General features: G+C 32.3%; 9 protein-coding genes. 5 read left to right on the forward strand and 4 right to left on the reverse strand.

Annotated features, from left to right (window positions below; all coding sequences use genetic code 11):
• Positions 1-783 precede the first annotated feature (783 nt).
• The 5 genes from A9G48_RS07865 to A9G48_RS07885 all read left to right on the forward strand — a co-directional run bounded on the left by A9G48_RS07865 (position 784) and on the right by A9G48_RS07885 (position 8,110).
• Entirely contained in the window at positions 784-3,618 is a 2,835-nt protein-coding gene (locus A9G48_RS07865; RefSeq protein WP_034943570.1) for a two-partner secretion domain-containing protein, read from the forward strand.
• Between the two features lie 1,228 nt (positions 3,619-4,846).
• Positions 4,847-5,410, forward strand: a complete 564-nt coding sequence (gene lptC / locus A9G48_RS07870) for an LPS export ABC transporter periplasmic protein LptC (protein ID WP_034943568.1) — start codon at positions 4,847-4,849, stop codon at positions 5,408-5,410.
• A 3-nt stretch (positions 5,411-5,413) separates the two neighbouring features.
• Positions 5,414-5,968: a lipopolysaccharide transport periplasmic protein LptA gene (gene lptA, locus A9G48_RS07875; protein WP_051825025.1), complete on the forward strand. Its 555-nt coding sequence runs from the start codon at positions 5,414-5,416 to the stop codon at positions 5,966-5,968.
• A 1-nt stretch (position 5,969) separates the two neighbouring features.
• Complete coding sequence (gene lptB / locus A9G48_RS07880) at positions 5,970-6,695, forward strand: LPS export ABC transporter ATP-binding protein (protein WP_034943566.1); 726 nt, start codon at positions 5,970-5,972, stop codon at positions 6,693-6,695.
• Entirely contained in the window at positions 6,695-8,110 is a 1,416-nt protein-coding gene (locus tag A9G48_RS07885) for an RNA polymerase factor sigma-54 (protein ID WP_065576067.1), read from the forward strand. Before lptB ends, A9G48_RS07885 begins: the two co-directional genes overlap by 1 nt.
• Before the next feature lie 73 nt (positions 8,111-8,183).
• Here A9G48_RS07885 and leuD read toward each other — a convergent pair whose 3' ends face one another.
• From leuD to leuA, 4 genes are all read right to left on the reverse strand, one after another.
• Positions 8,184-8,786 carry a 3-isopropylmalate dehydratase small subunit gene (gene leuD, locus A9G48_RS07890; protein ID WP_034943564.1) on the reverse strand — a complete coding sequence of 201 codons (603 nt, stop codon included), beginning with the start codon at positions 8,784-8,786 and terminating at the stop codon, positions 8,184-8,186.
• Between the two features lie 13 nt (positions 8,787-8,799).
• Positions 8,800-10,200, reverse strand: a complete 1,401-nt coding sequence (gene leuC / locus A9G48_RS07895) for a 3-isopropylmalate dehydratase large subunit (RefSeq protein WP_065576045.1) — start codon at positions 10,198-10,200, stop codon at positions 8,800-8,802.
• Between the two features lie 156 nt (positions 10,201-10,356).
• Complete coding sequence (gene leuB, locus A9G48_RS07900; RefSeq protein WP_065576046.1) at positions 10,357-11,436, reverse strand: 3-isopropylmalate dehydrogenase; 1,080 nt, start codon at positions 11,434-11,436, stop codon at positions 10,357-10,359.
• Between the two features lie 67 nt (positions 11,437-11,503).
• On the reverse strand, positions 11,504-13,051 hold the full coding sequence (leuA, locus tag A9G48_RS07905) for a 2-isopropylmalate synthase (protein WP_034943558.1): 1,548 nt from the start codon (positions 13,049-13,051) through the stop codon (positions 11,504-11,506).
• Positions 13,052-13,367: the final 316 nt, after the last annotated feature.

Raw genomic sequence — 13,367 nt, forward strand, 5'->3', positions numbered from 1 at the left:
AAGGCTACCGACCTGTTGATTATTACTACATGTTTGCAGATATTCCTTTGCATGATTAATAAATTGGATACTACTGTGTGTGGAAAATTAAGTAATCCATTATTAAATGAATAGTGTGATAAAAATAAAAAATTATAAATAAAACCTTTGACCAAATATTATTTTAATGATTATCATATCAAGGTTGGATTATCTAAATAGTGTTAAATTTCTTTACTATTAATTACAAAAATTAAAAGTATAAGAAGCTCATTGAATGAGCGAGTTGTAGTAAATGACATATATGAGTTTTTGATATTTTTAGATGTATTGACATAGTAGATTTCAGTGAGAAATTATGATACGCACAATAAAAGATAACTATGTTATTAATTATATTTAATAACATATTAATAATTAAATTTTTTATTAAATAGTGATTTGGAAATAATTGAATTTTTAAAACTGAATTCATCACTCTTAAAATATAGTTTTCTTAATAGTTTAGATAGATTTTCAATAAGCTAATGGCAAGATTGCTTTAATTGAGAGTAATAACTTGTAGTAAAACATTAAAAATTATGACTAGTTTTATCTAGCTATAAATGAATTATATAGTGCAGATGTTATTTTTTTATGTAGTAGGGAACTAATATTGCGTATTTGGTAAGCTTGTAATATTAGTTGTTATCTTTGTTGTTTAATTGTGGATATATATTAACTATAAGTTTTTTTAAAAATAAAAGTGAATATGCTCTTATTTTAGAAAATTTAGGTGAAAAGAAATAAAAGGTGAAATAAATTATGAACAAAAGTTTTTATCGAATCGTTTTTAATAAAGCGCGTGGATTATTTATAGTTGTATCGGAAATTGCTAAATCACATCAAGTAATTGCAAGCAATAGTTGTAAAGCAAAAACTAATAATATCAAAGAAGACATGACTAAAAGAGCAAAATTATGCGCTTTAAAACCATTGATTTTTCTGTCTTATGCTACATTAGGGATGATCAGTATAGTTGAATCAAGTTATGCTAACAATATTGTTGTCGATTCATATGCAAATCAATATCAACAACCTCATATTCGACAACTGAATAATGGTACCACAATTATCAATATTGCAGCACCAAATAATCGAGGTGTATCGCACAATAAATATACTCAATTTGATGTGTCAAAACACGGAGTAATTCTTAATAACTCTGTTAATAATTCAAATACTCAGTTGGCTGGATCAACTATTGGTAATCCATTATTAAAAAATAGTGCCAAAGTTATTTTAAATGAAGTTAATTCGCGGAATATTAGTAAATTAAATGGGGCTATCGAAGTAGCTGGTCAAAAAGCACAAGTAATTATAGCTAATCCAGCGGGTATAACCTGCGATGGCTGTAGCTTTATAAATGCCGAACGAGCGACGTTAACCACAGGTAAGCCTATATTACAGGATGGAAATTTAAAAGGTTATCAAGTTGATCGTGGGCATATTGAAATTACAGGTAATGGTCTAAAAAATACTGGACAAGATTATACAGATATTATAGCGCGTAGTGTAACTATTAACGCTGATTTATGGGCAAATAAAGAAATAACTGTTGTAACAGGCAGAGGTTATGTAAATGCTGAACTTAATAATATCGAGAAACACGGATTTAATAATCTAGATCAACCAGAGTTTGGTATTGATGTTTCAGCTTTAGGTGGTATGTATGCAGGTAAAATAAAAATGATTGGTACTGAAGATGGAGTAGGAGTGCGTAATAATGGTCGATTAGGAGCAAGTGCTGGTTCAATTTTGATTTCTGCTGACGGTAAAATAATTAATTCAGGCAATATCAATGCAGTACAAGATGTGGAGTTAATTAGTAATAAAGGTATTGAAAACCATGGTAATGCAATAAGCAAAAAAAATATTACTTTTACGAGTAAAGAAGAAATTAAAAACCTAGGTAGTGTTGTTGCTCAAGAAAATCTTGATTTAAAAGCAGGAAGCTGGATAGGAAATCAAGGTAAATTGACTGCAATAAAAACTATTACAACTGATAGTAAAGATTTTACAAATAGTCATAATGGTGAAATCTCAGCAAAAAATATTGCTATTAATAGTGATGTAGGAAAAAATTATGGCGTTATCAAAGCAAATGGTGAAGTTAAAATTACTGCGTCAGAGACCGAAAATAACGGTAACTTATCAGCAGAAAAAATAACCATTTCAAGTGGCAAAATTAAAAATGATTGGTATGGCGTTATTGACTCAATTGATATTAATTTGATAGGAAAAGCTATTGAGAATTATGGTGAGATTAATGCTAGCTCTAAATTAGAGATCCATACAAATGATTTAAGTAACTTTAGTAAGTTATTCTCAAAATTTAATATCGCTGTATATGGTCAAAATATTATTAACCAACAAAAAGGAACGATTTATTCTGAAGACTTTATGACTTTTAATACAGAAAAATTATTCAACGATGGAAATATACATGGTGAAATAATAAAAGTTTCTGATGCTGAAGAGTTTGTTAATGGTAGTCATGGTGAAATTTTAGGCCGACAATTATATATTGATTCTAATAAAGTCAAAAATGAAAACATTCTTAAAGTATCTCAGATTTTGCGTATGACTGGTAATTACTTACTAAACGATTGGTTTGGTAAAATAGAAGCTAATCTTGTTAACTTATTAACTAATAAATTTGAAAATTACGGATTAGTCAGCGGTGTTGATGAAGTACATTTAGACAATAAAGAGCAATATAATTTAGGCGAAATATTGGCAAGAAATAATTTATTAATAAAAGGTAATAACTTTAAAAATGACTGGAACGGCAAATTAAAGGCTAATAACATTAGGTTAACTCAATACGATATGGGGGGGGATTTTAATTTAACAAATTATGGTACATTTAATGCAATTAATAAACTAACTATTGACCTTCAAGATATCAATAATCATGGACAATTATTAGCTAATAGAGATGTTACGATTAAAAGTAATAATTTCAAGAATGATTGGAATGGTGTAATAAAAGCTGATTATATTTCTATAGTAGGTGGAAAATTTGATAATCATAAAGAAGTCAGTGCTGTAAAAGAGCTAAATATCAATGCTTATGATGTGTATAACCAAGGCACATTATCCTCAAATAATTCGTTAGGAATAAGTAGTAATCGATTTAAAAATGATTGGAAAGGTGATGTTATTGGGCAATACATTGATATTATTGGTGGAGTGTTCCAAAACTATAAAAGTATATCTGCTACAAATGATCTAAATATAAATGCTGATAATATATATAATAATGGAGAAATTTTGGCTAACAATAATATAATTGTAACAAGCGATAAATTTAAAAACGATTGGGAAGGAAATATAAAATCGGAAAATATCAATATTAATGCGACAGAGTTCATTAATTATGGCTATATAAATATGGGTAATATGATAAATATTAGTGCAAAGGATATATATAATGAAGGAAAATTACTATCAGATATGCATATCCGTTTAAAAGCTGATAATTTTAAAAATGATTGGCATGGTCTAGTCAATTCGATCTATATTCAATCTAATGTTAAAAATATAATTAATTATGGCTCAATTATAGGTATAGTTAATGAAGAAAACATGTTATAACCAACCCCAATTATTACGTTTATAAATTCTGTTATTTATAAGTAGCATTGAGATTCTAGTTTACCGATCATTTTTATGATCAGGTAAGTTAGAATCTATAACTTTTTGTACAGAAAGATAATTTATTTTAAAAATAGCTTGTTACAATCATTTAAAAGAATATTGGAGGAATAATTAAATATGTTCGTAAATAACCTAAAACGCTATAATTCTCTATTATCCATTTTCCATTTTTAAGTACTAAAGTCGAAGTTGCTGCACTGCTTACATTTGGTATGGAATTTCGTTGTCAGTTACCTTACTTACCATGGCAACATGTCCATAGTTATTTTGAATAATTTATGATTAACACACTGATAATAATAGATTTTTATAAATCCAACATGTTGATGTTTTTGGCCTAAGTTATAACCGTTCTTAGTAATATTTCTTCCAATTACATTATAGATGTTACCGTTATAATAGGCTTTCCACCATTAAATTCATCAATAACTCTGCCAATTTCTTTGTTTAATCAATTTTAGTATTGGCAAAAGAATATGAATCAAAGGTATAGTAGCTTAATATTGAAAATAGCTAAATAAAGAGCAGGCTTTTTCTATATTTTAATAACATTTTTATTTCTATCGTTTTAATTATTTATTCGTGTTTATTTTATTGAGAAATAAATTTAGTTCATAATTAAAAGTTTAGTAATAGTAAAGTTATTAATGAGTTTAAAATTAAACTAGAAATTTAGTATTTATTTTTTATATAAATTATTTACCATGGTAAGAAATTATATTTCGTATTTAGAATCTAAATTAGTATTTTATCATTAAAATAAATATGTTCGAATTATAATAAAATAAGGTTACAAAATGATTAAGAAAGTTAAAATAAATGTTGTCGGTCGTATGTAAGGTGTAGGGTTTCGTTTTTTACTTATCAGTAAACCCAAAAACTAAGTTTAGTTGGTTATGTTTGAAATTTATCTAATGGAGATGTTGAGATTATTGCTCAAAATGATAGCTGACAAATAAACAAATTAATAAAATGGGGATCCTGGTTCTTCGTTCATCTCACATGTTAATAATTTTGATTTATTGCCAAAAAACGATTTAACATTATTTTAATGTTCGATATTAATTTAATAAAAAATAAAGTAGAATAATCGAAGTTTTTATTTTATTAAAATAATAATTTTCCCTAATTTCAATTAACTTTAATTGCGTGATTAACTTATGTTATGAATAAAAAAAATTTAATCTATATTTTACTTCTTATCATAATTATTGGTGCCTATTATAATTATCAAAAAAATGATGATGTAACTACACAACCAACAGCAATTTTACCTAATACGCCGATCTATCAAAGTGATGATATGATTACAAAAGTTTATGATATATCAGGCGAAATTCTTTATGAAATTGAATCTGTCCATGTTTGGTATTTTGATGATACGGAAAATACAGAGTTTGATTTACCTAATTTAACACTTTATGATAAAGATCATGTAGCAACATGGCATATCCGTGCTAAAAAAGCAACGTTAACTAACGATAAACTCATTTACCTTTATCAAGATGTTCAATTGGATAATTTGATTCCCGATGCACAATTACATCAAGTAATTACCGATAATGCGGTAGTTGATTTAACAACACAGCATGTGACATCAAAAGATCCAGTTATACTTAAGGGAGCCGGATTTTATTCAACAGGAATTGGATTAAATGGAGATTTACAAGCCAAAACAGCCGATATTCTAGAAAATATAAAAACATACTATAATACTGAGGTAAAGTAAAACATGAGTTCGCAAAAAAAGGTCGTTATTTCACTATTTTTATTGCTGCCTGTAACATTTAGTTGCTTTGCAACTGATTTTAACAATCAATCACCGGCTGAAAAACAAGAACAAAAAACACTTGTTGATAATAAGCCGATTACCATTGACGCCGACAATCAACAAATTGATATTGAAAAAAATATGATTACTTTTAGTGGAAATGTGCATGTTGTGCAAGAAGGGCTAACCATTATTGCAGATAAAGTCGTTATTACGGATATGCAAGATTCATCAAAACAAAAAATTACTGCTTATGGCAAACCAGTTAATTTTAAACAGATACTCCCTGAAAAGAATAAAATTGTTACGGGGCATTCTGCTCTAATTATTTATGATGTGAAGCAAAATAATGTGACATTAAAAGGTAATGCTGAATTATTTCAACAAGATAATCACATTACTAGTCAACTTATTAGTTATGATGTGAAAAAACAACAAATTTCTGCGCACCCAGGCAAAAATGAAAGAGTAAAAAGTACTATCATCCCAAACCAAATTAAAGAGATGAATAAATAAAATGTCAATTTTAAAAGCGGAAAATCTGGTCAAAGTATATAAGAAAAAACGCGTTGTTGAAAATGTCAGCTTAACTGTAAATTCAGGTGAGATTGTTGGATTATTAGGACCAAATGGCGCAGGTAAAACCACAACTTTCTATATGGTAGTTGGTATTGTTACTTTAAATGCTGGAAAGATTTATCTTGATGATCATGATATTAGCATTTTGCCTTTACATGAACGGGCGCAAAAAGGTATTGGTTATTTACCACAAGAAGCGTCTATTTTTAGAAAGCTTTCGGTTATTGATAACATTATGGCGATTTTAGAAACGCGCAATGATATTGATAAAAGAGAAAAAATTAATCGAGCTGAAGAATTACTTGAAGAATTCCATATTACTCATATTCGTGACAGTATAGGGCAATCTTTATCTGGTGGTGAGAGACGTCGAGTTGAAATTGCTCGAGCATTGGCGGCCAATCCTAAGTTTATTTTACTTGATGAGCCTTTCGCGGGAGTTGATCCGATTTCAGTAATAGATATAAAACATATTATTAAACATCTTAGAGATCGAGGGCTGGGTGTTTTGATTACCGATCATAATGTGCGTGAAACGCTTGATGTTTGTGAACGAGCTTATATTGTCAATAAAGGGCATTTAATTGCTGAAGGTACCCCAAATGATATTCTAAGTAACGAATATGTTAAAAGGGTTTATCTAGGTAATGAATTTAGATTATGATAAAACCAAGTTTACAACTGAAAATTTCTCAACAGTTATCGATGACGCCACAATTACAATTGGCGATTAAATTACTACAGTTGTCAACTTTAGAACTCCAACAAGAAATTCAAACTGCGCTTGAAAACAATCCATTGCTTGAAATTGATGATCAATATGACGAAGTTAACGTTAAACAAAATGATGAAACAGAACACATTGATACGCGTGAGGCTTTAGATAGCAAAGAAATTCCTGATGATATTCCACTGGATGCATCTTTAGATGACATTTATAGCGCTGGAACTCCATCTGGAACTAACTCAGATTATCGTAATGATGAATTGCCTATCTATCAAGGTGAAACTCACGAAACATTACATGATTATCTAGAATGGCAACTTGAACTAACACCCTTTAGCGATACTGATAGGGCGATAGCAGTATCTATTATTGAAGCTATAGATGAGAGAGGCTATTTAACAGTTTCAACAGAAGAAATACTTGAAGAGCAAGGTAATGATGAAATTGAAATCGCCGAAGTTGAAGCAGTATTGAAACGAATATGGAATTTTGATCCTATTGGTGTTGGAGCCAGATCGTTGCAAGAGTGTTTGTCTATTCAAATTCAATATTTAAACACTCCCCCGTTAGCTAAACAAATTATCGATAATCATTTAGACTTATTAGCCATACGCGATTATAGAAACTTAAAAAAGGTGTTAAATACAACAGATGAACAATTAAAGTATGCTATTGATTTTATTAAAAATTTACAACCTTATCCTGGTGATTTAGTTAATACTGCTTCTCCAGACTATGTCATACCTGATGTTATGGTAAAAAAAGTACAAGGAAAATGGGTTGTGTATCTAAATAGCGATACTGTACCAGCTTTACGCATTAATCAGCAATACGCCGATATGGTAAAATTAGCTAATGAAAGTGATGGGCAATATATTAGATCTCATCTGCAAGAGGCCAATTGGTTTATTAAAAGTATCGAAAATCGTAATGAAACCTTATTAAAGGTTAGCCAATTTATTGTTGAGCATCAACAAGCCTTTTTTGAACACGGTGCTGAATACATGAAGCCAATGATTTTGTCTGATGTTGCAACGGCCATTGATATGCATGAATCGACCATTTCTCGTGTAACAACTCAAAAATATCTGCATTGTCCAAGTGGAATTTATGAACTTAAATTCTTTTTCTCAAGTCATGTTAATAATGATTCAGGCGGTGAGGTTTCATCTACTGCTATCCAAGCATTAATTAAAAAATATATATCGACAGAAAATACTAAAAAGCCATTAAGTGATAGTAAATTAGTTTCGATGCTTGAAGAACAAGGTATTATTATTGCACGTCGCACCATAGCAAAATACCGTGAAGCCTTATCAATTCCACCATCAAGTCAACGTAAACAGCTTTAAAGTTGAATTTAAATTTTTGGATATATATCGCTTATTTTAAACATGGGCGCAAATAAGCGCCCAAAAGTTAAAGTTAAGCTAAAAATGAAGGGATCTTATGTTCAAAGTCGCTAATCGCTTCTTCATGTTGTAAAGTTAAGCCAATATTATCTAACCCATTTAACAAGCAATGACGTTTAAATGCATCGATTTTAAATGTATATTGCTTGTCGCCGGCAATGACCACTTCATTAACTAAATCGATGGTAAATTCAATGCCTTCATTTGTCTCGACAATTTTAAATAGCTCATCGATATCTTCTTCGGATAAATTAACCAACAATAATTGATTGTTAAATGAGTTATTATAAAAAATATCGGCAAAGCTTGAACCAATAATGGTTTTAAATCCATAATCAGCAAGTGCCCATGGAGCATGTTCACGAGATGAGCCACATCCAAAATTTTCACGTGTTAATAAAATACTGGCACCTTTATAGCGGGGTTTATTCAAGACAAATTCAGGGTTAGGCTGCTCGCCAGCATCATCTAAAAAGCGCCATTCATGAAAGGCATGTTTACCAAATCCAGTACGTGTTACTTTCTGTAAAAACTGTTTTGGAATGATTGCATCTGTATCAACATTAGCCGCATCCAAAGGAACGACTAGCCCAGTATGTTTTGTAAATTTTGCCATGACAAGTCTCTCCTTAAAATGGTTTGCGAATATCTGTAAAATGGCCAGTAATAGCTGCAGCTGCAGCCATAGCAGGACTAACTAAATGTGTTCTAGCATCGCGTCCTTGGCGACCTTCAAAATTACGGTTGCTGGTTGATGCACAGCGATCTCCTGGTGCTAATTTATCATCGTTCATTGCAAGACACATAGAGCAACCTGGTAAGCGCCATTCAAATCCTGCATTAATAAAAATCTTATCTAATCCTTCAGCTTCAGCTTGTTCTTTCACTGGTCCTGAACCAGGTACAACTAATGCTTGTACACCTTCAGCTACTTTACGACCTTTAGCAATTTGCGCAGCTGCTCGTAAATCTTCTATACGTGAGTTTGTGCAAGAACCAATAAACACTTTATTGATCTTAATATCAGTCATTTTGGTGCCAGCGGTTAATCCCATATAAGCTAATGCACGCTCTGCAGAGTGTTTTTCAATAGGATCAGCAAAATCATTAGGACTAGGTACTGTTGTATCAATTGACGTTACTTGACCAGGGTTCGTTCCCCAAGTGACTTGTGGTGCGATATCTTTTCCTTCTAACGTCACAACTGTATCAAAATGTGCATCTTTGTCGGTTTTTAGCGTTTTCCAATAAGCAAGCGCTTTGTCGAAGTCTTCACCTTTTGGTGAAAATTGGCGATCTTTTAAGTACTCAAAAGTCACTTCATCTGGTGCAATAATGCCAGCTTTAGCTCCCATTTCAATTGCCATATTACACAACGTCATGCGTCCTTCCATTGATAATGATTTAATAGCATCACCACAAAACTCAACTACATGACCTGTACCGCCAGCACTGGTTGTTTTGCCAATGATAGCTAAAATAATATCTTTAGCGGTAATGCCGTCAGCAACATGTCCTTTAACTTCAATTTTCATGGTTTTAGCTCGACTTTGTTTTAAGGTTTGAGTTGCTAATACATGCTCAACTTCTGAAGTACCAATACCGAAAGCTAATGCACCAAATGCACCATGTGTTGCAGTGTGCGAATCACCACAAACAATAGTCATACCGGGTAAAGTCATACCTTGCTCAGGGCCGACTACATGGACAATACCTCGTAATGGACTTTGTAAATCATATAATGAAACTCCAAACTCTTTGGCATTTTTTGCCAGTTCGGTTAATTGAATGCGAGCCATTTCGCTACAGGCACTTAAATCATTACTTTGGGTTGAAGTGTTATGATCCATAGTAGCAAAAGTCTTATTGGGCTGGCGAACTTTACGATTCATTGCACGTAAGCCATCAAAGGCCTGTGGAGAAGTAACTTCATGAACTAAATGACGATCGATATATAAAATAGGCGTTTCATTTGGAGCTTCATAAACGACATGTGCATCATATAATTTTTGATATAGTGTTTTTGACATTGCATATTCCTTATGATTTTTTACAACTGGTATTGGTTTTAAGTTTTGATATTATTTATTAATACTATAATTAATTGAATTAAAAAGGATACAAGGAGCAGTTTATTTTGCATACTTGAGTATCTCTTTACTACACATTTAACATAACTAATTCAATTAAATAAGCTTACAAATAATGTCTCCCATTTCATCAGTTGAAATGGCTTGTTCTTTTTGCGCAAGATCGATAGTACGATAGCCTTGCTCTAATGCTTTATTTACTGCTGTTTCAATAGCTGAGGCAACATCATCACGTTTAAAGCTGTAACGGACTAACAAGGCTAATGACAAAATTTGTGCAGCAGGATTAGCAATATTTTTGCCAGCAATGTCAGGTGCGCTACCACCAGCAGGTTCATATAAGCCAAAGCCTTGTTCATTAAGGCTAGCAGAAGGTAACATCCCCATTGAACCAGTTATCATGGCACATTCATCGGATAATATATCCCCAAATAAATTTGAGCATAAAATAACATCGAATTGAGACGGATCTTTAACAAGTTGCATTGTGGCATTATCGATATACATATGCTCAAGCTCAATATCAGGATAGTTTTTAGCTACTTCATTGACCACCTCGCGCCACAAAATTGAGGTTTGTAATACGTTGGCTTTATCAATTGAAGTTACTTTTTTGCGACGTAAACGCGCGGCTTCAAACCCCATTTTTGCGATACGTTCTATCTCAAAACGATGATAAACTTCAGTATCAAATGCTTTTTCTTGAGCTCCACTACCTTCACGTCCTTTAGGTAATCCAAAATAAATACCGCCAGTTAATTCTCGCATACATAAAATATCAAATCCACGCTCAGCAATATCGGTGCGTAATGGGCAAAGATCTTCTAAGCCTTGATATAAACGAGCAGGGCGCATATTAGCAAATAATTTGAAGTGTTTACGTAGTGGCAATAACGCACCACGTTCAGGTTGTTTTTCAGGTGGTAAATTAGACCATTTAGGACCACCCACTGAACCAAATAAAATAGCGTCAGCTTTTTCACAGCCTTCAAGTGTTTCATTAGGTAATGGGCAACCATGAACATCAATTGCTGCGCCACCCACATCATATTCACTAGTAGTAATAGAAAGTTGATATTTTTGGCGGATAACATCTAATACTTTATAGGCTTGTCTCATTACTTCAGGGCCAATACCGTCGCCGGGAAGTACTGCAATATGGTAGTTTTGTGACATTTTTTATTCCTTTACAATCTAAATTAATTTTCATATTTTGCTGTTAAACCGCAAAACAAATTATTTTTTAGTCATGATGTAATTTTTGTTTTTCTTGTGCAACTTGATTTGCTCTATACACATTATTCAATACATTAATTAAAGCCAAAGCCGATGAGTGAACAATATCAGTTGCAAGCCCCACACCATGGAACTTACGACCTTTATATTCGGCAACAATATCAACTTGTCCTAAAGCATTTTCACCTTGTCCTTTAGAAGCTAATTGATATTTTACAATCGAAATAGGTTCGTCAGTAATACGGTTGATAGCTTGATAAACAGCATCAACAGGACCGTTACCCGTTGCAGCATCAGAATACTTTTTATCACCAATTAACAAGCTAACCGAAGCGGTTGAAACAACCGTCGAACCTGATTGAACATTAAAATAATCTAAAACATAATGTTCTTTTTCATCTTTTAATTGATTGATAAATATTAATGCCTCTAAATCATAATCAAATACTTGACCTTTTTTATCAGCTAATTCTAAAAATGCCTCATAGACTTGATCTAAGTTATAATCTTTATCGTGATAACCAAGTTCTTCTAAACGATGTTTAACGGCGGCTCGTCCTGAGCGAGAGGTTAAATTTAATTGGATTTGATTTAATCCGATTGATTCAGGGGTCATAATTTCGTAAGTTTCACGATTTTTTAAAACCCCATCTTGATGAATTCCTGAGGAGTGGGCAAAAGCGTTACTACCAATAATTGCTTTATTACCTGGAATTGGCATGTTAGTAATTTGGCTAACAATTTGGCTGGTACGATAAATCTCTTGATGATTAATATTTGTGTGAACGTTTAAGATATTTTGACGAACTTTAATCGCCATAATAACTTCTTCAAGTGCGGTATTACCCGCACGTTCGCCTAAACCATTCATCGCCCCTTCAATTTGCCGAGCACCTTCTTGAACCGCGCTAATCGAGTTAGCCACCGACATGCCCAAGTCATCATGACAATGAACAGAGATAATCGCTTGATCAATGTTCGGGACACGTTCAAATAGGGTACGAATAATGCCACCAAATTGATAAGGGACAGTATAACCGACAGTATCCGGAATATTGATCGTTCTTGCCCCTGCTTTAATTGCTGCTTCAACGATACGACATAAGTTATCAATTGGGGTACGGCCTGCATCTTCACAAGAAAACTCCACATCATTAGTATAATTACGTGCACGTTTAATACAGTGCACAGCTCTTTCAATGACATCATCAAATGTCATTTTTAATTTATCTTTAACATGTAAGGTTGATGTTGCCATAAAAGTATGAATTCGAAACTGATCTGCAACTTTTAATGCTTCGGCAGCAACATCAATATCTTTATCAACACAACGAGACAATGCACAAACACAGCTATCTTTAATGGTCTTAGCAATCGTTTGAACTGATTCAAAATCACCGGGAGATGAAATAGGAAAGCCAACTTCCATCACATCGACCCGCATTCGCTCCAAAGCAAGCGCTATTTGTAACTTTTCTTTAACGCTCAAACTTGCTTGTAATGCTTGTTCACCATCGCGTAACGTTGTATCAAAAATAATGACTTGATCGCTCATTGTTTTTCCTTTTATATATTTTAGCGCTATCTCGGTATTTCAAGTTAAAAAAACAAAAAACCCGCACTTTAGCGCGGGTTCTTGTTAATTTGTTGAGTTGTTTATTTAACTACTTCTTTTTACTCCACACACAAGCTATCCGCGCAAGTTGATGCGAGGAGGAAACTGAGGTCGAGTAATAAATAGCTAATAAACATAAAAATCTCTATTTATAAATTCAATGAAAAACTAAATTGGTGATATTTTTATCAAATGATGATGATTGTGTCAACGATTATTTCCTCCTGTATTAATAATTTTCAATAGAAGAATACCT

Source organism: Gilliamella sp. wkB18 (assembly GCF_001690875.1).
GTDB lineage: Bacteria > Pseudomonadota > Gammaproteobacteria > Enterobacterales > Orbaceae > Gilliamella > Gilliamella apicola_A.

Bases quoted from the DNA above. Each gene is read 5' to 3' on its own strand.
- A9G48_RS07865 (WP_034943570.1), top strand. From the start codon at position 784: ATGAACAAAAGTTTTTATCGAATCGTTTTTAATAAAGCGCGTGGATTA.
- lptC (WP_034943568.1), top strand. From the start codon at position 4,847: ATGAATAAAAAAAATTTAATCTATATTTTACTTCTTATCATAATTATT.
- lptA (WP_051825025.1), top strand. From the start codon at position 5,414: ATGAGTTCGCAAAAAAAGGTCGTTATTTCACTATTTTTATTGCTGCCT.
- lptB (WP_034943566.1), top strand. From the start codon at position 5,970: ATGTCAATTTTAAAAGCGGAAAATCTGGTCAAAGTATATAAGAAAAAA.
- leuD (WP_034943564.1), bottom strand. From the start codon at position 8,786: ATGGCAAAATTTACAAAACATACTGGGCTAGTCGTTCCTTTGGATGCG.
- leuC (WP_065576045.1), bottom strand. From the start codon at position 10,200: ATGTCAAAAACACTATATCAAAAATTATATGATGCACATGTCGTTTAT.
- leuB (WP_065576046.1), bottom strand. From the start codon at position 11,436: ATGTCACAAAACTACCATATTGCAGTACTTCCCGGCGACGGTATTGGC.
- leuA (WP_034943558.1), bottom strand. From the start codon at position 13,051: ATGAGCGATCAAGTCATTATTTTTGATACAACGTTACGCGATGGTGAA.